12 protein-coding genes and 1 riboswitch are annotated in these 22,129 nt (G+C 38.8%); all 12 genes read right to left on the bottom strand.

The features are described 5' to 3' along the window. Positions 1 to 21: 21 nt before the first annotated feature. The gene (locus BV60_RS0108525; RefSeq protein WP_029320912.1) at positions 22 to 1,608 is read right to left on the bottom strand and encodes a SpaH/EbpB family LPXTG-anchored major pilin; all 1,587 of its coding nucleotides are present in this window, start codon (positions 1,606 to 1,608) and stop codon (positions 22 to 24) included. 147 nt (positions 1,609 to 1,755) lie between these two features. Continuing rightward, positions 1,756 to 7,236 (bottom strand): Cna B-type domain-containing protein, encoded by a 5,481-nt coding sequence (locus BV60_RS0108520; RefSeq protein ID WP_156036041.1) that lies wholly within the window; start codon positions 7,234 to 7,236, stop codon positions 1,756 to 1,758. A gap of 37 nt (positions 7,237 to 7,273) precedes the next feature. Then, entirely contained in the window at positions 7,274 to 7,960 is a 687-nt protein-coding gene (gene lepB, locus BV60_RS0108515; RefSeq protein WP_242840962.1) for a signal peptidase I, read from the bottom strand. Positions 7,961 to 8,115: 155 nt separating this feature from the next. Further along, positions 8,116 to 9,249: a hypothetical protein gene (locus BV60_RS0108510; protein ID WP_029320904.1), complete on the bottom strand. Its 1,134-nt coding sequence runs from the start codon at positions 9,247 to 9,249 to the stop codon at positions 8,116 to 8,118. Positions 9,250 to 9,377: 128 nt separating this feature from the next. Beyond that, entirely contained in the window at positions 9,378 to 15,482 is a 6,105-nt protein-coding gene (locus BV60_RS0108505; RefSeq protein WP_029320902.1) for a Cna B-type domain-containing protein, read from the bottom strand. A 120-nt stretch (positions 15,483 to 15,602) separates the two neighbouring features. Beyond that, positions 15,603 to 15,682, bottom strand: a riboswitch (cyclic di-GMP riboswitch). A 480-nt stretch (positions 15,683 to 16,162) separates the two neighbouring features. Further along, positions 16,163 to 16,519 (bottom strand): 50S ribosomal protein L20, encoded by a 357-nt coding sequence (gene rplT / locus BV60_RS0108500; RefSeq protein ID WP_022760515.1) that lies wholly within the window; start codon positions 16,517 to 16,519, stop codon positions 16,163 to 16,165. 49 nt (positions 16,520 to 16,568) lie between these two features. Next, positions 16,569 to 16,769: a 50S ribosomal protein L35 gene (rpmI, locus tag BV60_RS0108495; RefSeq protein ID WP_022760514.1), complete on the bottom strand. Its 201-nt coding sequence runs from the start codon at positions 16,767 to 16,769 to the stop codon at positions 16,569 to 16,571. Positions 16,770 to 16,900: 131 nt separating this feature from the next. Next, a complete protein-coding gene (gene infC, locus BV60_RS0108490) occupies positions 16,901 to 17,440 on the bottom strand; it encodes a translation initiation factor IF-3 (protein ID WP_156036039.1) in 540 nt (179 codons plus the stop codon). 237 nt (positions 17,441 to 17,677) lie between these two features. Next, positions 17,678 to 18,292, bottom strand: coding sequence for an HAD family hydrolase (locus BV60_RS0108485; RefSeq protein WP_029320899.1), 615 nt, complete (start codon positions 18,290 to 18,292; stop codon positions 17,678 to 17,680). Continuing rightward, positions 18,292 to 18,597, bottom strand: coding sequence for a hypothetical protein (locus tag BV60_RS21835; protein ID WP_051656599.1), 306 nt, complete (start codon positions 18,595 to 18,597; stop codon positions 18,292 to 18,294). Before BV60_RS21835 ends, BV60_RS0108485 begins: the two co-directional genes overlap by 1 nt. Positions 18,598 to 18,749: 152 nt before the next feature. Further along, complete coding sequence (locus BV60_RS0108475) at positions 18,750 to 20,036, bottom strand: adenylosuccinate synthase (RefSeq protein ID WP_029320895.1); 1,287 nt, start codon at positions 20,034 to 20,036, stop codon at positions 18,750 to 18,752. 222 nt (positions 20,037 to 20,258) lie between these two features. Further along, positions 20,259 to 21,974 (bottom strand): alpha-amylase family glycosyl hydrolase, encoded by a 1,716-nt coding sequence (locus tag BV60_RS0108470; protein WP_029320893.1) that lies wholly within the window; start codon positions 21,972 to 21,974, stop codon positions 20,259 to 20,261. Between the last annotated feature and the right edge of the window lie 155 nt (positions 21,975 to 22,129).

Raw genomic sequence — 22,129 nt, 5'->3', positions numbered from 1 at the left:
AAAAGTGTTGCTTATTGTAAATTATTCAGCATCGCCTCTTCTGCGTACTACGAAAAATACTACAGCAGCTACGATAAGAAGTCCACCGATGATGTAGAAGATTGTTGTACCGATACCACCGGTTGAAGGAAGTGTAACACCTGATTCATTTATTACTTTCTCTTCGCCAACATACTGTGAATCAAATTCTGTCTGACCTGCCTGAGCTACATTTTCTAATTCAGGAGTCTTCGCATCTGCATCTTTTCCTACTACAGAAACCTTCTGAGGGTTAGCAAGTCTGTTATATCCTGTAGGTGCTTCAAACTCAACAAGATAGTATGTGCCATCCTTAAGTCCCTTAAATGTTGCTGCACCATTCTTATCAGTCGATACTTTTGTAATTGTTGTGGCATCAGCAATCTTCTTTGCCATTTCATCTGTAACCGATGTTGTCTCATCTGCTATAGTCACATCAGCAACATCAACCCACTCAACCTTCTTTGTTGTATCATTGTAGAAATAGAACTTATTTGTTTCGCCAGCATTTTCAGCCTTCTTTACAAGTGCAAATTTTGCATTCTCAAGTTTTACACCACTATTATTCTGCTTTGAAATAACAACATTGGAAGAATATAACTCTTCTTCTTTAGACTCAGTTGTTTCAAAAGGATTACGACCATACTTAAGTGTAACCTTATTCTTCTGCTGAGGCTTCTCTACTGCTTTCTCGTTTACTGTAGCAGTATATGTTATTTTAATTTCAGTACCAATCTTTGCCTGATACTTCATTACAGGAATATCAGCATCAAAACCATTTAAATCCTTATTGTTTTCATCAGTTGTAGCTATAGCAGCATCGGCAATCTCAGCGTTATCGATATAAACCTTAACAGATTCTTTATTAAAAGTAAGACCTTCATCCATTCTATCAGAGAGAATATACTTATAGTCTTCATATGAAGCAGTATTAGGAACCTTACCTGTAAGAGTATAAGTTACTGTCTGTCCAATTTCAGCTGAAATTACATCATCTGTCTTTTCAATCTGAGGCTTTGAAGCCTTTACGTTTACTATTGCATTAGGAGCAGTTGAAGTAATTGAAGCAATAGAACCGCTACTAAATGTATTCTGATCAGCAACATTCTCGGGAACCATGATATAGTATCCAAGCTCATTAACCTCAACGTCTGTTCCATTAGCTGCATCAGTTGCATCAGCTGTAAAGGATGCTTCTACAGTCTTATCGCTTACTGTTGCATATTTTGTTGCTGTATTTGTGAACTCAACAACATTTGCTTCTGTGATGTTAATGTACTTAGTAACGCCATCAACATTTATGGGATTAAGCTTACCGTCTTCAGTATTTTTATCAACAATATATGCCTTACCATCACCATTAAAAAATGCTGTCCAGTCTTTATTTATTGTGTAGGAAACACTTGTATATTCACCACTGCCATTATCGCCTGTTCCCTTTAAATCAAATACTCTGTAAAAATTATACTTTGTTCCTTCTTCTGCATGATTTACAGAAATCTTACCTGCTGCAGCAGAAACATTCAGGCTAGCACCCATAATCATGGTTGCTGCAAGAATTCCGGTTAATACTTTCTTAAATCCTTTCATTAATCCTCTCTCCTTTGTTTTGAATCTTGTCTGTTTTTGACGTTTTTTGTTACTTTTTTCCATATATGAGGTGCAAATGAGCACCTTTGTTAAAATGCCTATGGCATCTTAAGCCTTTGATTTGCAGAATTCTTATCTGCGGAAAGATTACTCTTCCTCTTTTCTCCTAAATAAGTACATAGCTATCATTGAACCAATTGCCATGCATGCTCCAAGAAGAATGATCGGCATAGTTCCTACTCCACCGGTAGAAGGAAGTGCATATGCATTAAATGCCTGGTTTGTAATAACTACATTTCCATAGTCTCTACCATTAGCTTTCATTGAATATCCGGGATTATATACCTCTTCCCCATCTACTGTTGTTGTATTGTCAAATTCACACTTATGTGCTTCTCCGCCATTATATGAATATGAAACAAAATATGATTTAGCTGTTTCACTTGGCTCCCATACACAATATTCATATTCATTTCCGTCTTCATCAGACAGCGGAAGCTCATCAACCGTATAGCTCCAATTATTTGTCTTGGTCAGCGGTATTATCATTGGCTTTTCAGCAGAGGGATATGTTTTCCACTCACTATAAGTGCCGTCTGCCTTTGACTTAGTTCTCTGCCAGAGGTGTAAATCCAATTGTACTGAGTGATTCTCTGAATCATCTTTTTCCGCAGTATCAAGCCATTTCTTTGATACTGTGAGCTTACCAAGCAGTGTGTTATTAAATGCAACCTTTAATACACCATCTTTTTCAGTATAAGTAGCTATAAACTCATTATTCGTGTAATTAACCGTATCCGGATTAGTACCTAAATGTAACTCGCACTCTGCCAATACGTTTTTGAAATCTATATCACTTGCATAAGTTACATCTGCACCAAGATAATAGAAATCCTCATCCTTCTGTGTGTATACTTCATTCTCGCCATATCCGGAATATTTCTTTGAATATTTATTCGGATCAGGATGTGTCATATTCTTATACTTGTAATCCTTCGTGAAGGTTGTCTTTTTCTTGGAAACAACAACCTTTACATAGATTTCTGTATCGTCATATTGCACTCCGTCAATTGCGGTTGTATACGGATTACCGTCTTTATCCAACTCAGTTATCTTGTAGTAATATGTGCCTTCATATCTGAATGGTATTGACTCAAACGATGCTATAGCAGTATATTTTCCGGTCTTTTCATCATAAGTAGCATTTGCACCGGTCAATGTCACAGTATCAGCAATCTGGGTTGAACCATATTTCTGAGGCATTGGCTGGGAATTCAATGAAATTCCGGCTCCTTCAGATGTATAAGCTGAATAACCTGCTGGTTCAATTTTGAAGGTAAATGCCATATCAGGCTTCCATTCACCTCTGGTGAAGTTCTTTGTTACCTGCAACGGTCCGATCGGTATGCTGTAATAGTTACATACCTGAACTGTCTGAACTTTTCCACCAACAACTACATTATCCGGAGGTAAATCATAGTGATTAGGAATATCTATCGAGTAAACTTTTCTGTAGTTGTTTCCACCTGCTTTAAAATGCCACTCTCCAGACTCTTCATCATCAACAGTAACATCATATTTAGTTACACGTGACATATTAGTGGACTCTATAGCTGAGCTAGTATTTGAAGCCGCATCGTAACCAAATGTATATCCGTCCGCAACCTCGTCAACAGTATAGGTTCCTGCATCAAGTCCAGATATTGTCCACTGGGCACTTCCGTTATAAGTTACATCATATTTTTTGATTTCTTTATGATTTGAATCATATTCTGTAGCCCAATTCTTCTCAGTTCTGCAATCACCGGTAAATCCGTGGAATACTATATAATTCTTGGAAGAATTATTCGTTATGCGGAATGTAACCGTATCAAGCAAAGCTGTGCCGGTATTGTCTCTTACAAATTTTGAGCCAAAGTCATTTACCACCATCTTGTGGATTCTGAGCAAGCCTTGTCCTTTATTGTAAAAAGCAACATCCGATGCATCTGCAATCTTGTTATCAGCAGTCTTGGTCTTGTCAGAAACTATACCATTAAATACATCATTACCATTGCCTGATTCAATTTTCTTAATATAGCCTGCTTCTGTAGAATCCTCTTTATCATATCTGAAATAATAAACATTATTTACAGAATTACCATCAGCATTCAGATCCACTCTGGCTATAATATAGTTTTCATCTTTCTCAACAGTTAAAGAATCTTTTGTATCATTGGTTATAGCATTTTCTGTAATAACTAAATACAGACGCTTATTATTTCCTGAATCAATCACTACATAATTGCCATCATAATTAAATGAGTAACTGATATCCTTACCAACGTTAGTCAGATTATTCGTAAGTGTATCCAGATAATACTCTGTATTATTACCATTATTACGCTTTTTAAGAGCTCTAACTGTAAATGTGTATTTGTGCTCTCCCGGATCCTCATTATTCAGATACTTGAATAACTTGATTCCGGCACTTCCTGCTGTTGTTTTATTATCAAAGGTAGGAAGCTGCTCATTTATAGGCTGTGTACATCCATAATCATAATAATAGGAAGGAGCACTTACCTTGTAATATACAGAAGCAGTAAAGTCATTCTGTTTTACACATGTAACAGTAACTTTTGCAAAATAATATCTTGAATCAGCTGTATAAGAATTACCCTCGCTATCAGTTGTTCCCATGGATTCTTTAATTACGTAAATGAAATCCTTGCTATCTCCAACTCCTAATGAAACATACTGATAATTCTTATTTCCGGAATAAGTTGCATTGCCACCATAAGTAATTCCGTTGAATATTACATCATGCGGTGCAGACACATCATTTGAAACAGTCTGTATATCAGTCCAGCTTCCGGATTCTTCCTGCTTAGATAATGTAAATCTGAACCCTGATACAGTAGCATCCTTACCATCTATTGTCTTATATGCCTGGAACTGAGCAGTACCACTAATCTGCTGCACTTCATCATATGTGTTATGAAACTCTCCCGCACCAATAACTACATTAGGAAATGCTATCCAACCGGCTGAAGTAGTGTCATTATAAAATGTTGCATTATCTTTTCCGGCAATAAACACACCTACAACACCTGTTGAACTATGAACTTCCGTGGCATTAGTAAAGTTCCAAATAATGCTTCTGGAAATACTACTGTAGTTTTCGCCACCCTTTTTACCTGCTAAAGTATCTGAATCTACAAAATTCGCTCCATCTCTTGATACCGCGAACTTATGCATATTCACTGCTTTTGAAGAATTGATATTAAATACTAATGTCTGATCATCCCTCTTAAATATCTGGAGAGCCGCCGCTTCTCTAAATATCTTACCGAGATAATCATCATTAATATTTACATAATACGTACCTGCAGGTCTGTCTAACAGATAAATCTTCCAATGGAATCTATCATCACTACTTTGGAACGGCCAAACTATCTGTCCTTTTCCGGGCGCTGTAAGATCCTTTGAGGCCGCTCTGATATAAGTGAACATATCATCAATAGTGTTTCCTATATCAGTATAACTATATGATGTATCAATCTTCAGGTGAGATGCTCCGGCTGTATGCTTAACTTTATTTGCATTATTTTCCGGAATAATAAAATATGCATCGTAACCTTTAATATGAAATTCTCCGTCTATGCTTCCTGCCATGTATGTCTGCTCAGCAGGATTTGTCATATCATTACCTGACTGTAAGGTAACATGTGCATTTTTAACTGCAAAATTTGTCTCTGACTCACCAATTGTGAGTTCATTTGCAATTATTCCAAAATTAACCGCATCACCAAGAACTGACTTGAAGTCGTCTGTTCCGGGATCATGCTTCTGATAAGATATAACAGCAAAAATTGAGAAATTATCTTCTGTGAATTCAACCTTCTCGTTATTATCCTCACCATTATCTACTTCAGCAGTTGCCTCAGTTAATGTCTTAACCTCAACATCCTCTGCCTTTATTTCTGTAGCATCCTCGGTGTTCTCGATTTCAGCTGTCTTCTTTACTTCTTCTTTTATAGGAAGATGTACTACTGTGATGTCTTCCTTTTTCTCTGCTAAAAGCTCCTCGGAAAGCTTATTGTCCTTGAACTCAATGCTGATATTTACAGAGCCTTCCTTAGGCTGAATTTCTTTTCCTTCATATATAAAAGCAATATCATAAAGGACTGTATTGTACTCGTTGTACTGTGTTGTCTCCTCAAGTCCGGCATCCTTTGCAATACATTCTGCATTTTCATTGAGGGCATTCATGTATGCATCGTAATTGTAATTCTGAGTATCGGTTGTCACTTCAGTAACCTTGAGTTCAATTCCTTCAGGGAATACTCTATCTGAAGCTGTCTGAGCCTTTACAACTACCTTCTCATCGCTATACTCGAAGCTTGTCTCAGAAGTTGCCTTTGCATATGTAAGAACAATTTCAGTATCTTCCTCAACAGTTGCTGCCTCGTTATCGCCATTGAAAAGCTTATACTCCTTAACGGTTACTTTATTTTCACCATCGGCAGCTGCTTCACTATTCTCGGTAAATATAGGAGTAATTTTTGTAATCTTCTGGTCGATATAAGCAGCTCCAAGATAGAAATAACCATCTACAGTCAGCTGTGCATCTGTTGCAAGCTCTGTCTCAGCTGTAAAGCAAAGGTCCTGAGCATCTTTTATTACTGTCCCATCTTTATCTACATATTTAGCTGTAAGCTTTATACCGCCTTCAACTACCACATCACGTGCATATGTAAGGACAACTGTTTTATTTTCTTTAACAACTACTGTTGTGTCATCTTCTTTATTTACTTCGTAATACTTAAATCCGTTATCATCCTGCTTAGCGAAGATTTTGGTGATAACATTGCCGTCGATTGCAGCCTGCTTGAATTCGTAACCTTCCTGCTTAGGAGCTTCGGTTGCAAAATCAAGGCTTTCTGAAAGACTGATTTCCTTTTCTTCCGCAATCGCATTATTCTCTTCATCTACATAAGCAACCTTAAGAACAACGTTTTCTGTAAGAACTGTTTCAGCGCTATCCGCAAGCTTGATTGTTTCAACGCTCTCTTCTGTTTTCTCTGTACCGTTCACATCTGACTTGTTCTCTTCTGTAGAAGAACCTTCCTCAGATGAAGCATTGCCTTCTTCTGTTGTGGCACTTTCTTCGGAAGCGTTTGTGCTTTCTTCTGTTGAAGCAGCATTCTCTTCAGCGGAGGTATTATTTTCTTCTATTTTTTCAGTTTCGCCGTTTTCAGAGTTATTTGCTGTTTCTTCTGTATTCTGCTCAGTTCCTGTTGTCTCTGTGCCCTGACTCTCAGCTGTTGTGCTTTCTGTAGAAGCAGAATCATTCGCATTGTTTTCCGAAGCTTCAGTTCCCTCTGTATTTACTTCTTCTACGGTCTGATTTGTATCATTTTCAGCTGAAGCAGTTTCTACTTCCGTATTCTCACTTTCTTCAGATGAAATTACCATTCCCACATCTTCCGCTGTTTCTTCGGATACGGCTGATGCTGATTTATTAAGCGCATACATTGTGCCTGTTGTTACAAGAATTGCAATGACAAGCATCACCGATACCCATTTCTTTAAGAAAATGTGCTTTTTTACAAATCCCTCAATGCGATTGTTTTCCAATTTCCTCATTATCTTTCTTCCCTTAATAACCTGTTCTCCGCCCAAATTACTGCAAGTCCGGCTCGTCCATTATCTCCTCACCGGTACTGACTTTACTCTTGATCCCCCCAAAATCTTTAAAAGGGTAAAGTCTGAAAAAAACACCACCGATCAATTGCTCCGCAGACACGCACCCAACTGTTAATGATCTGCTGTCAATTGATACCGATCTGTGGTCTCCCAGTACAAAGTACCTCTTGTCAGGCACCTGATACGGGAATGTGATTTTATCTCCCTCACCGACTGCATCAGCATACTGACTCAAATCGGAAACGTACGGTTCGTCAAGGGCTACGCCATTAACTGATACCTTTCCACTCTCGTCGATATTGATCCAATCTCCGGGAGAGCCCACGACTCTTTTAACCAGAACCCTGTTGTTATAGTAGAAAGCAATTAGTTCTCCGGTCTTAAGCTCTGCATAGTTATTGGCTATAACTATCTGCCCTGTCTCAAGTGTAGGTGTCATGCTATCGCCCGTAACCTTAAGCACTGTGATAAAAAAGCTTGAAACCAGTACCGAAAATGCTGCTACAACTATGATGACCACTATGGTATTCCTGAGCGTTCTCTTGTAATCATGCTTTCTGTACTCACGCTTCAGTTCCGCTCTTAATTCTTCTAGCGAAGGCTTATTTAATTGTTCTTCTGGAGTTTCATCCATGAATGGAATATTCTTTTCTTCCGTATTCATAACACCCCTTATTTTTTCGCCCTTTCACATGTAAATTAAAGCTAAGAATAAAATCTACTGCGAGTAGCTTTCATATTATAATCGACAGGTTGTACTTAAGGTTCACGAAACATGCACAATTTGTTGCATAATTCGTACTTGACACAAGATATAGTTTATGCTTGTAAACTTAAATCTACTACCTTAGTTTCCTTTTCAGATTCTTTTGTCACTTTTCTGACTCTTTTTCTTGTTGTTTTCTTTACCTCGTCTGTGTCAGAATCAGCATCTGATTCATCTTCTACTGCTTTTTTTGCAGCTGTTTTTCTGTTTGTAGTTTTTCTTGTTCTTTTCTTTACAGTTTCTTTTTCATCCAGAATTACTGCAACATCATCCGCTCCGGTATCTTCAGAAGCAACAGGCTCTGTTGTCTGACCTGTAGTTTTTTCCTCCATCACCCATGCAGCATCAGTATTGGCAGTATCGTTCTGCGCTATTTCGGCGCTTTCAGACAGATCATTCTCCTCATCTTTCCAAATAACATCGGGAATCTCATGTTTTTCAGGAATTTCGGTCTCCTGATCCTTAAAAGCCGATTTTGTTTTTTTACCAATACCAAATAACTGCTTAATTCTTTTAAGTTCTTCGGCCTCTCCTTTCTCTTCAGGTTTAAAGCCTCTGTCAGCCTCAGCCTGCTTAAGGGCTTCAACCTTTTTTAAAGTCTCTTCATATTGAGTTGCTGCATTTTGAGCAACTTCAAAAATGCCATTGATTGAAAGCACCGCTTCCGCAAGCGTTCCGGCTTTCTCAATCTGCTGAAGCTTCTTCTCTGTTTCCTCTAAAAGGGCCTTTCTCTCTCTGTCAAGCCTCGCCTGAAAACCTTTAAATTCTCTGTCATGTCTTGCACGAAGACCAATAATATCTTTCTGAAAATGTGCCTCTGCTTTCGCCTTCTGCTCATTGAATTTCTTTCGCATCTCGGCTTTTTCTTCATTGAAGCTGTTTAAGAGCTCTGCTCTCTCAAGAGCCGCCTGTTTGATATATGCAGCTTTTTCTCTGGTAAATCTTGCCTGAAGTTCCTCCTTCTGCTCTGCAAACTTACTACGCATTTCAGCCTTTTCATCATCAAATTTTGCAAGCAGATCTGCTCTTTCATCAGCCATCTGCTGTAAAAGCTGCTCACGTTCTTTATCGAACTGTTCTCTTAACTCCTTCTCATGAATTCTGACAGTTTCAGTTTCCTCTGAAAACTCTACAAGCATTTGGAGCAGCTCTTTTCTATTTAGCTTTCTTAATTCTTTCTGTGCCATAACGGTTCCTCTGAAAAAATAATCGTAAAAAAGCAGCCTATATATTTTATGTATAGGCCACATTTTTGCAAAAATGTGCCTATATCATAAAACTTTTACCAAGCAAAATCAATGATTCATTTAATATTTCATTTGTCATATTCATCATGTACTTGTCTGTGTTTCCACATATATCCAAATACTGCATAAATAAGCGCAATACCTATTAGTCCAAGGCCTCCCAATGCAAACGGCGTTGTTCCGATTGAACCGGAATTAGGAAGCACATAAGTATCCCGATTATTTGTAACCGTCAAAATGCATACAGGATAATTATTTCCGGAAACCCATGCATCATCCCATTTGGTCAGCTCGCTCTTTGTCTTATCCTTGAAGCCTCTGTTCCAGTCAACATCAGCTGTTGTTCTTGAAACGTTTCCGGTATTTATGCTTCCATATGTTATTGACGCACTCTCAGGAAGATCATTTCCATCCTTGTCACACTCAACCATCATATATACATATTGATATACATGTGCCTGTCCGGGCGCATTATCCTGTTTCCTGTCGAGAGCAAATTCAGCAGACCAGTCATGAGCAGCATCAAGAGTAATAACTCCGTTGTTCGGATTCACCAGGTCTCTGTCACCCTTTGTCAAAAGATCGGCTCCAACCTGAACATAGGTCTTGTTGGCACGGTAATTTCTGTAAAGCTTTACATAGACAGGTCCAAATCCAAGCTGGTTTGCTTCTTCGTTTGATATAAGGCTTCCGCTTGCTTTCCAATACTTTCTCAGCTGTATATAAGGTGTATTGTGAAGCTTAACGTTTACATTTCCCTTGTCATCAGCTTTGCTTGTTACATCCTCAAGCTTAAATCCGTTAACAGTTGCTCCGTTTAGGGTAACCTTTTGTTCTGTAGTACCGGTTGTAATCTCAGCCTCACCGAGCATCGTGTCACCGTACCACTCCTGCACCTTATATTTGTAATTTGCACTCAGATTTTTAAATTCTTTGGGCTTTGACTGGTATGTCCACTTTTCTTCGTAATCACCCATGTCTTCGACACTAAAGTCACTACCCGATGTTGTCTGATAGATTCGCGGAGCTTTTATTGTCTCTTCACCGGCAATATCCCATGATGCTCCGTCTTTGGATTTAAGAAGTTTCACCTTTACATCAAAGATACTGTCAGCAACCATCTTTTCATTTTTTGCCTGTCCTACAAGTTCATCCCAGTATTTAACAACGCTGATTGTAATTTTTCCTGTTGAGCTGTTGTAGAAAGCCGCTTTCTTATCAGTAACCTCGTACTTGTCTGTAAAAATCTCCGTGTAAAATTCAGCTATTTTTCCGTAATCTTCTATTATGTATTTAGAAATACTCTTATTGTAATTCCATTCAGGTACCTTATCACTCTTTTCGGACTCATCGATGCGGTAATAGTTCACCTTAATATCACTGTCTGAGTTATACGCCACTCTGGCTATGACAATACCTTTATCTGTATAGTTGAATTCTGTTTTGGTATTGTTTTCAGGCTCATGAATTCGGAAATAATAGTTATGACCTACCTGCATATTCCAAAGTGCCGGATCTATATCGTAAACAATTGTTCCATCAGACTCATTATAGAGTGTTATATCCTGTGTTGAACCCGCTGTATACCAATTATTGCCGACGGTTTCGCCTGTAAGCCTAAACATGAACTTGTACTTATTGGTAGCAAGTTTATTGTCCTCGTACTTATATAAAGTAAGTCTAAGGGAATTGGCGGTATTTATAACCGTTGCTGTTCCTCTGCGTGTTGAGCCGGTTTCTTCATTTACGTAGTTCTCATTTACATATTTGATTTCAGCTCGTTTGGTATCTGCAGCACTACTTGAAAATCCGGTAGGAATTGACGTCTCTGCCACAGTGTACCTGATCTCATTGTGGCTGCTGTCATATCTTGGAAGCTTTGTCCACTTGTATAGCCAGGCTGTATGCGCATTTGCAACATCTGTAGCTACTCCCTCCGTTACAGTAACAGGATATTTTGCAGCATCAACCGGCACGCCATCAGCATAAAGTGTAAATGCAACCTTCTTGCCCTCTTCGTTACTATCCTTTGAAGGTATTACATCAGCATTTCTTCCGTTAAGCACCCATGCCTTAGTCACTTCAAGATCAACTGTTTCCCCTGATACGTTGAAAAATGCAACCGTGTTATGAAGCTTATCAGTGCCGTTACTGCTTATCCTGTGCTGATCATTATACTCATTTGTCCTTGGATAGTTAGACATAAGATCAAGCTCAGCCTGAGTTACTCTGTAATACAAAATTTCAGGTTCATTATAATACTTTATTTTGATAAGAATTCCGGTCTTATCTTTTTCAAATCCTTCACCGGATATATCATTCTCGGTAAGTCTGAAGAAATAAGTGTGTTCAAGCTGATTAGCATTGTCATTCTTATCAATGACTCCACCATATTGCATACCGATAAGTCCGGGATGTATTGTGTAAGAAATCTCAGATGCATGATCCTGATCATCTGCTTTTTTGGTGTTTGTGATCTGATCAGTCAGAGTTATCCAGCCTCTTATCTTCTGGGGATCAAGAAGCTGTAATGTAAATTTAAATCTGCCTTCAAGATCAGCGGTTGCAGGTGCATCATTCACATATTTCTCAGCATTTATAACAAGTGTATTATCATCGTTAGATGCAGTATTGGTGATAGTAACATTCATTTCAAAGCTCTTGTATCTAAGAAGTGTCATCTTATGAATTTCACCGGTTGTGTGATACAGGTTCTTTGCAATGATTGCACCGTAATGCATTCTTTCTTTAACAGTTGCCTTAGGAGCAATAAGTGTTCCTATTCCATTGGTAATTTCCAATGTACCGGTATAAGGTTCATATCTGTCACCGTTTTTCTGCACCGGATTGATAATTACTCTGCTGCAAAGCTCATTCCAATCAAACTGGTCGGTTGTCTTACCGTTGATAAAGAAACCGCGGTCTCCAAGCTTGTATTCTCTGTAATTTGTAAGATCAAGATTTATTACAAGAAGCTTAGAACCTTCGACATTAAGAGCTGTTTTAATAGCATCATTCTGATCCGCCGAGCTCCCCGATGCCATTTTAAAATCCTGAAAATAATCTCCGGTGGTTGACTTAATATTTGCAACCTCTATATCATCCGTACAGATAACTTCCGCAAGCTGAGAAGAAAGTGCTGCTACATCATTCAGCATACTCGATACGTTTATAGGGAAGGATCCTGCTATTTCTTTTCTGTCAATCTTACTCCCATGTCTGGTTGCCTTTATATATCCATTGCCACCATTTTTCAAATAAACAGAGCAATTTTCTTCAAGCTTTAAAGCAAGTTCACTATCAGAAACATCAGCTCCCCAGCCTGTCACAAAGTTACTTCCGAGTATAGACAGAAGATCATTACCCTTTTCATTACTTCCAAAGCTTGTCTCAGCATAAGAAACTGTATAGAGTTCCTCACCCTGTTGGAATTCCTCACCGTCTTTTACTTTCTTCCATTTTTTATTGCCCTGGGCGTCATAGACTTCATAAACCTCATATACATACTCATGAAGTCTTCCGTTAGCAATTTTGTCCAGTGAAAACTCACCAATATATGAGCCCTGGCCATCACTTTTTGTTTCTATAGGAATTACATGTGTTGGCTGTGATTCTTCGCTGTCATCACTAAAAAGTCCTACATTAAATGTACCCGCTTTATTGGATTTTTTAATGATCTTAACTTTATACAACTCACGGTCCGAATAATTTATCTCATTTTTGTAGTTATACAGTGTATAGTTGGCAATATCATAGAGATTATTAACCGCTAAATTTGACTCGTAATCAATATTTCCTCCGCCATTAAAGCTGTCGGCAACAATTCCGAAATATGCCGCGTCTCCGAGCTGATCAACGATCCAGGCAGGGTTATTGTTTTCATTTAAGCCTTTTCCAACCCATGAATTGGTGGTCGGTGCAGTAAAAGCAAATATGCAGAAGGACTCTGTGTCAAATTCTATCTTGTCTGCATCATTTCCAAGTTCAACGTTACTCTCCTTCATGACATCAACAGTTATGTCCGAGGAACTGATCTGTGTTGCTTCGCTTGTAGAATCAACACTCTGTCTGATTTCATCAGATACAGGCATATGAATTACTGTAACGTCCTCAGAATTCTGAACACCAAAGTCCTCTGAAATCTGTTTTTCATTCATTTTAAAGGAGATAGATACAGTACCTTCAGCAGGCTGGTACTCCACACCATCAAGAACAAATGCAATGTCGTAAAGCATTGTATTATTCTCGTCATAGGTCTGAGCTTCACCACCATTGGCCTCTGCAATACTTTCAGCATTTTCATTCATTGCCTGAAGATATGCATCATAGTTGTATCCTTCAGTCTTTGCAGTAACCTCAGAAACCTTAAGCATGATTCCCTCAGGAAGACATTCAGGCTTGGAAAGTACAGCTATAACAGTAAATTTCTCTCCGGCTAAGGTAAAGGATGTTTCTTTATTAGCTCTATGATAAATGTACTGAAGGTCCGCATCCTCAGTAAGCTCAATAGTTTCACCATCTGCTGTGATAAGTTCGTATGCAGCATAAGTATTGTCGCTGCCCTCTTCAATTTTTATGCTTCCGTCATCGCCTTCGGTAACGTTGACAGTACGTCCACTCTTCTGAGTATCGTTCTCATTAGATGAATCACTGTCACTTGCAGCTTCATCTGTTTCCTGTGATTCCTGTGCTTTCTCTTCTTTAGTCTCATCTGTTACATTTTCATCAGATGTTTCTTTGGCATCAGAGTCTTTTGTATTTCCCTTCTCAATTGCCTCTTTTACCTTATCTTCTGTTATTTCTTTTTCTACCGCCTTAATGGCAACTATCTTTTTATCTTCATATTGAACTTTACTGAAAAAGCAATTTTCAAGCTTTTCCACGTTTTCTGAACTTGTAAGATCAAGAGTATCCGTAGTAGATACTTCTTTACTTGGAACAATCTCAGTTCCGTCAATATACTGATAATGCGCAGTTATCTTAACGTCACTTACAATAACAGTTTTTGTTTTTGTTTCACCTTCTCCTGAGTAAACAAAATCGATGTTTTTATCTTCTTTTATATCAAGGGTATTTCCATCTTCAAGCGTTACTACATAATATTTATATGATGAAGCTGTTTCTGTACTATCTGATTCAGTACTTTCTGTTTCAGTACTTTCAGTTTCGGTTGTATCTGAGTCGGTATTATTTTGCTCTGATTCCTCTGAGATTTCAGAATCTGAGTTTTCAGTTGCTTCATCACTGCCATTTGATGAGATATTTGAAGCATCTTCAGTCTTTACTTCAATTTTTGTAATTATTTCGCCTTCGAGTTTTGCTGCCTTAAAGGTATATCCCTCTATCTCCTTTACTTCTGAGTTTTCGGCAGAAAGATTGATGCTATCCTCAAGGCTGATCTTCTTCTGCTCAGCAAGTGGCTGACCATCTCCGTCAACAATAAGCTCACCATCCTCATTAACATAAGATACGGTAAGTACTACATCCTGTATATTTAAATTTGTTCCAAGACCTGAAGTTTTCTCTTTCTTCGCCTTTACTTCTTTTCCTGTTTTATCAGCCTTATCTTCGTCCTCTGTGTCTTCCTCATCGTCAGTTTTGGAAGTACCGTCCGCTATAGTGCCCTCGCCATTAGTTTCATCCATAGCTTCGCTTTCATTCTGAGAACCATTTTCAGAACTGTTTTCAGATTCAGATGTATTCTCAGCATCCTGATTTTCCGAAGATTCATCAGAATTGTTTTCGCTGCCGTTATCTGTATCTTCAGCTTCAGAATTGGCTTCTTCCGTTACTTCCTCAGTATTAGTTTCTTCTGTTGTTTCTTCCGTAGTATCCTCAGATTCTGATGGTTCAACATAATCCAGGCCATCTTCAGAGGTATCGTTTTCGGAAGAACCTTCTTCCGCAGTTTCTTCGGAATTATCTGCATTCAATCCATAACTTGCAAAATCCGAGCTATCTTCACCATCACCGGAAGCATCACCACTTAATACCATTCCAACTTCCTCAGCACCTTCTTCGGTCACTGCGGATGCCGCCTTATTCATAGCATATAACGTTCCTGTCGTAATGAGTAACGCAATAACCAGCATTACCGATATCCATCGTCTAAGGAAAGAATGCCTCTTTAAGTATTCCTGCCCTTTCTCGAAACCTTTGTTTTTCTTATCCATACTAAAGATCCCTCTACATCAGGCTTTTAGTATGGTGAAAAACCATAATAAAAGCCCTGTTTGAAACTGTTTCAAACAAGGCAAATCATCACAAATAATCTGCACTTACCATACGTAAGCACAGGCAGCTGGCTATCTGCCACTTGACAGACCCTATAGCTTTGCGTCACTACCTTGCGATAGCTTTGCCCTGAATTATAACCGTATTAAAGTAATCTCAAAAAGTCAACCGTAAAGGTTCAACCTCTTGATCATATTTGTAATTATATTTCACATCTAATTCTAGTTTTATGATAAAACATTTGATTATAAAAATCAACAGTTTTTATCATTTTTTAAAAATAAATTTCAATTCAAATTGTTTTTGTGATTGTGTGGGTGAATAGATGCCTGTACCCATGAAGAAAAAGCCCCTTCTCCCTCTACTTTGTACTTTAGCTACAAATGTACTTTATTACAAGTACTTACACATTTTTTTAATCAAGAATTAAGAGTGCTTTATAAAGTTTATACGCAGATAATTAAACTTTCAAAAAAGATTTTCGTAATTACAAAAAAAATACTTCCATCTCATTCCCCTTCCCCTTGCGGGAAGGCGGTACACCGTACCTGATGAGTAGGAAGTATTAAGAATATTTTTTTCAATTTGCTCAGCATCTTCTGCTCAGTATTCAAATATCTTACGCGATCTTCTGCTTAGCGATTTCTGTAAGAGTCTTGAATCCTTCAGGATCATTTACAGCCATCTCTGCAAGCATCTTGCGGTTGATCTCAACCTCTGCAAGCTTAAGGCCATGCATAAGGTTTGAATATGACATACCGTTAAGACGAGCTGCTGCGTTGATACGTGTGATCCAAAGAGATCTCATATCTCTCTTCTTCTGCTTACGTCCAGCAAATGCTGATGTAAGTGCTCTCATAACTGACTGCTTAGCAACTCTGTACTGTTTTGATCTAGCGCCTCTATAGCCCTTAGCGAGCTTTAAAACTCTTTTATGCTTTTTCTTGGCGTTCATGCCACCTTTAATTCTTGCCATTTCGGTTTCCTCCTAAATAAATTTCGAATAACTGGTACTGCTCTTAAGATTAAACGTAAGGCAGAATCTTCTTCATTGTCTTAACATTAGTAGCATCAACTACTGCTGCCTGTCTAAGATTTCTCTTTCTCTTTGTAGACTTCTTTGTAAGAATGTGACGCTTATACGCCTTGTTACGGATCAGCTTACCTGTGCCTGTTACCTTGAAACGCTTGGCAGCAGATCTGTTTGTTTTCATCTTGTGCTGCATAACTATATCCTCCTATGCTGTAAATACTAAATGCTCTGCTAATAAAGCAGTGTAATCATCCATCTGAAAGTTGTTTGAACAATTACTATATATGTAACTCTTCCATTATTATCCGAAGAGAAACAAACTAATTATTTCTTCTCAGTAAGAAACATAGTCATACTACGTCCCTCAACCTTAGGCTGTTTATCAATTACAGCCACATCACTAAGTGCCTCTGCAAAATCTGTAAGAATGTGTACGCTGGCACCCATGTGAGCCATCTCACGACCTCTGAATCTAAGGGTTACCTTAACTCTGTTACCTTTTTCAAGGAACTTCTTAGCGGAATTAACCTTAGTGTTAAGATCATTTGTATCTATATTTGGAGACAAACGAATTTCTTTGATTTCAACAGTCTTCTGTTTTTTACGAGCTTCCTTCTCCTTACGAAGCTGCTCATACTTGAACTTACCATAGTCTACGATACGACATACCGGCGGCTTTGCGTTAGGAGCAATCTTAACCAGATCAACACCTGCTTCGTCAGCAAGTCTTCTTGCTTCCTGTATAGACATAACACCAAGCTGCTCATTATCGGCCCCAATTACACGAACCTCTTTGTCTCTGATCTGTTCATTGATGAATAAATCGTTGTTGCTAATTGTTTTGTACCTCCATTTTGTGAACAAAAATTAACGATAAAAAAGTGGATTCGCAAGAGAATCCACTTAACAATCATCTATGCTCTGTATCTATACAGAAAAATCCATCTATTCAGGATATGCATCGAAACTGTATTAACACCTGGAGCTTATGCCACAGGGTGAGAGTGGAACCTCTGCTTTGTTTTCATACTGTAATAAAATAACACTATTATTTATATGTGTCAATGTTTTTTTCAAAAGATTTTAAAATCAGATCATAACTCAAAAAGCTGCTTCTACACCCAGTTCAGAAAGTTCAGCATCCACCTGATCATAATTCTTGAATACAATCCCATAAAACCCAAGCTTTCTAGCGGCATTGACATTTCTTTCGATATCATCTATAAATACACACTCATTTGCAACAAGTCCATATCTCTCCAATATAAGGTTAAAGATTGCATCGTCAGGCTTTATCACTTTATCCTTATAACTTAAGATTCCACCGTCAACTTCATCCAGGAATTCATTCATAAAAGGATTGGTTTCAAGTGCCTGTTTAGAAAAATTGGAAAGCACAAGGACTTTATAACCCGCTTTCTTTAATGCTTTTATCCAGGGTATCGTGCGTTCTCTTTTGTTTAAGAGGCCTGTAAGATCTGAAAAAGCACTTCTAAGTTCATTTTCTATAGAAGGATCGTTTTTCACAAATCCGTCAATGATACCTTCCGTATCCAAAACTCCCCTGTCAAATTCATCCCATTCGGAAGTTCTAACGCTGGCATCTCCCATTCTCTGAACCATCTCTTCGCTGTAGCCTTTATTTCTCAAAAAGTCTTCCCAGCAAAAATCAACAAGTACACCTCCGATATCAAAGATAACTGTTTTAATACTCATTACTTATTATCTCCCTTATCTGTATCTACCACATTTCTTCCATAGGGATCAGCAGATGCTACTGTTGTTTTGCCTGTAAGTGCGGTGTAAACCCAAAGAATAAGCCATAAAATTATCGGAATGGCTATAGTTGATGCTGCACATGCGGCAAAAGCACTTCCCGGGCCTGTCTGGCCAAAGAGAGCCTGTATAAAGAACACTACATACACTCCAAGAAGCAGTACTATGCCCAGAATAGCAAGTACACGTTTAAACATCGGTGTTTTTGTATTTTCATTATTATTGGTATTGTTTTCGTTTGTCATCTTTTTCCCTTTAATATAATTGCCAACAAGCTCAAATATGAAACGGGATCATGCACAAGCCATAATCCCGCTCAGTAGTCTGATATTTTTTTGTAACAGCTTCAGCGATCATTCAATATCAAATGTCGGATAAATCTGCCGTTAAACACAAATTACAGATTGCTCTTTCTGTAAATGATATCTTCTCTTGCAGGTCCGTTTGAAACCATTGTAATCGGATATCCGATTTCCTTCTCAATGAACTCGATATACTTACGGCAGTTCTCAGGAAGATCTTCATAATTCTTAATTCCGCGAATGTCAGTCTTCCATCCGGGAAGAGTCTCATAAACAGGCTTAGCCTTCTCAAGAAGGTGTGTCACAGGGAAGTCCTTGGTAACTTCGCCGTCGATCTCATATCCGACACATACAGGAATCTCGTCAAGATATCCAAGTACATCAAGAACTGTGAAAGCAACATCTGTTGCACCCTGAAGTCTGCAACCGTATTTACTTGCAACACAGTCATACCAGCCCATACGACGGGGACGTCCTGTTGTTGCACCGTACTCACCGCCGTCGCCGCCACGTCTTCTGAGTTCGTCTGCCTCATCGCCGAAAATCTCGGAAGTGAAAGCGCCTGCTCCTACAGCTGATGAATAAGCCTTGTTAACTACAACGATCTGTTTGATCTCATAAGGTGCAATACCTGCTCCGATAGCACCGTATGCTGCAAGTGTTGAAGAAGATGTAACCATAGGATAAATACCGTGGTCAGGATCCTTCATAGTTCCAAGCTGTCCCTCAAGAAGAATTGTCTTGTTATCCTTAATTGCTTTCTCAAGGAAAAGTGCTGTATCCGCAACATAAGGCTTAACCATGTCTCTCCACTCGTGAAGTGTATCAAGAAGCTCTGCGGGGCTGATTTCCGGCTTGTGATAAAGCTCTTTTAAAAGAATGTTCTTGGTAACAAGAACTCTTTCTACCTTTTCTTTAAGAAGCTCTTCATCAAAAAGCTCATTTACCTGGAAACCGATTTTTGCATATTTATCTGAATAGAATGGTGCAATACCTGATTTAGTAGAACCAAAGGATTTTCCACCAAGTCTCTCCTCTTCGTACTGATCGAACAGAATGTGATAAGGCATTACAATCTGACAACGATCTGAAATAAGAAGATTGGGTGTCGGAACATTCTGATCTGTTACAGTCTTAAGTTCTCCGATAAGAACAGGAATATTAAGTGCGACACCGTTACCGATAATGTTGGTAATGTTCTGATGAAAAACTCCTGAAGGAAGTGTATGCAACGCAAACTTTCCATATTGGTTAACAATGGTATGGCCTGCGTTCGCGCCTCCCTGAAAACGTACAACCACATCAGCCTGATCGGCCATCATGTCAGTGATCTTACCTTTTCCCTCGTCTCCCCAGTTTGCTCCAACTACTGCTTTTACCATGTTTTTTCTCCATTCTCGTTACATGGTTATGGATATGAACATAACTAAACGTTCATATCCATAACTAGAATTTACTAATTAACCAAGTGATAATATACTACAGAATAGCTCATAAGTAAAACATATTTCTTTAAAAAAACAAATAGGCTTCTCTATCATTGTTTTACAGATAGAAAAGCCTATATTTACATCTTTATATCAATAATATAGTTCCCTAAAAAATTACTGCTCTATCTCGTACTCACAAGTAGCAAAGTCAGCCTTTAAGGCTACTCTGTTACCATCTTTTTCCCAAATAAATTTAAGTACAGAGCCGTCCTGCTCAAGTGTAAGCTTTGAATCAAAACCAAAAGCAGGATTAGTGTTGCGAAGTCTTAAAAGCTCAAGCTGCTTCTGCACAACAGGCTTCTTCATCATCCCAGCAATATCATCGTTTGTCAGGTTAGTGCGGTTGATTTCTTTATGTCCGCCTGCGCCTGCTCTCTTTACCGCTTCATAATCATTTTCGCCTGCAAACAGATCTAGATACCATACCTGAGGTTTTCCGGGCATGAACATCTGGACTGCTCTCGCAAAGAGCATCTTTTTATCCTCTGCCCCAAGTGCACTGTAATAAGTAGAGTTTACCTGATAATACATGTTCTTCTGTCCGTGCAGGTTCTTAACAAGTCCGCCGCGTCCCACTACTACCTCGATGAGCTTTTCAATCTCATCATCGGGAATGAATCCCTTAAGATCAAGTACCGGTATACCATCGTGACATCCGAGCATGTTTACAACACGGATATTCTTATCCATGAGTTCCTTAGCCCAACGTGCAAGTACCTCACCGTTTTTCTTCTCCATTGCATAAATAAGAAGCCCCGGAAGGAAGAAGTCATAGGTCATGTATCCTTTATCTGCAACCTTCTCATAGATTCCTGCGCCATAGCTGTCATGAATCTCAGGAAGGAGTCTTAAGCTGTTCTTATCGGCAATAGCCTTAACCTTTTCAAGGACATCCCATGTATCGGGTTCATTAAGGAAGTTCTTCTTGCCGGGTTCCTTAGGCGCATAGGCAAAAGCATCAAGTCTTACAATTGCAGCACCATATCCGGAAAGAGTCTTAAGTGTATTCTCATAATGGTCCCACACAAGCTCCGACTTTATGTTAAGGTCCATCTGGCCGAGATATTTTCTTCCGTTTGCAAGAAAATCAAGCACTGCCTCTTTATATTCTTCATATTTACCAAATTCAATTTCTTCGGGTTTCTTTCCCTCATCAAGGCCATCGCAGACACACTTGGCAATTCTCTCTGCAGTCATGTACTGCATTCTTCCGCCACCCTGTTCATCAGTATTTGAAACTGTGCCGTTCTTTTCCTTGAAATCCTCTACTGCGGATATGATATCCTGCGCATCGGGTCTTCTGTACTGAACTTCCTGATAAAAAGTATTCCAATAAGGAATCTCTTTTCCGTCAGGCATGCGGACCATGAGAGTGGGAAGTCCCGGCTTTCTGAAAAACATATCCTTTATATATTTCTCGTCAGGCTGGATATAGCCTTCGGGAGTCATCTCCCCACAGCCTTCCCAGAACTTATTCCAGTTGATGAAAAAGTCTGCATACTTTGACTTTTCACCGTTTTTCAAAAGATCCTGAAACTGAGGTGACAGAACTGATGCATGGTTCAAAATAAAATCAAGTTTAAGGTCAATTCCGAGTGCGCGAAGTCTGTCAAGATCCTCTTTTGATCCAAGTTCTCTGTTAATGCCGTAGTCAATTACCGAAAAGCCTCTGTCAAGATCAGTGTTGTATATACTCGGAAGAATGTAAAAAGAGCTGAATGTATCCTTGAACTCATCCTTTTCAAGCATTGTTACTATGTCACCGAGTGTACCGCCGCAGCTGTCCGGGTAGGCATTCAGCATAGGTCCGTTATCTACAAATTTACTCATTAAAAATCCTTTCTTAACCCCTCATCCGTCAGCTTCGCTGACACCTTCCCCCCAAGGGGAAGGCTTTTATTTTTTATTGAAAACTTTCTTTTCTTTCTTCCCCAAGGAAAGGCTTTTTATTCCATTATTGAAATCTTTCTTTTCTTTCCCAAGGA

This window comes from Butyrivibrio sp. AE3004 (assembly GCF_000703165.1).
GTDB lineage: Bacteria > Bacillota > Clostridia > Lachnospirales > Lachnospiraceae > Butyrivibrio.
The sequence above is the reverse complement of the archived record's forward strand: the minus strand, read 5'-3'. Positions and strand labels throughout refer to the sequence as shown.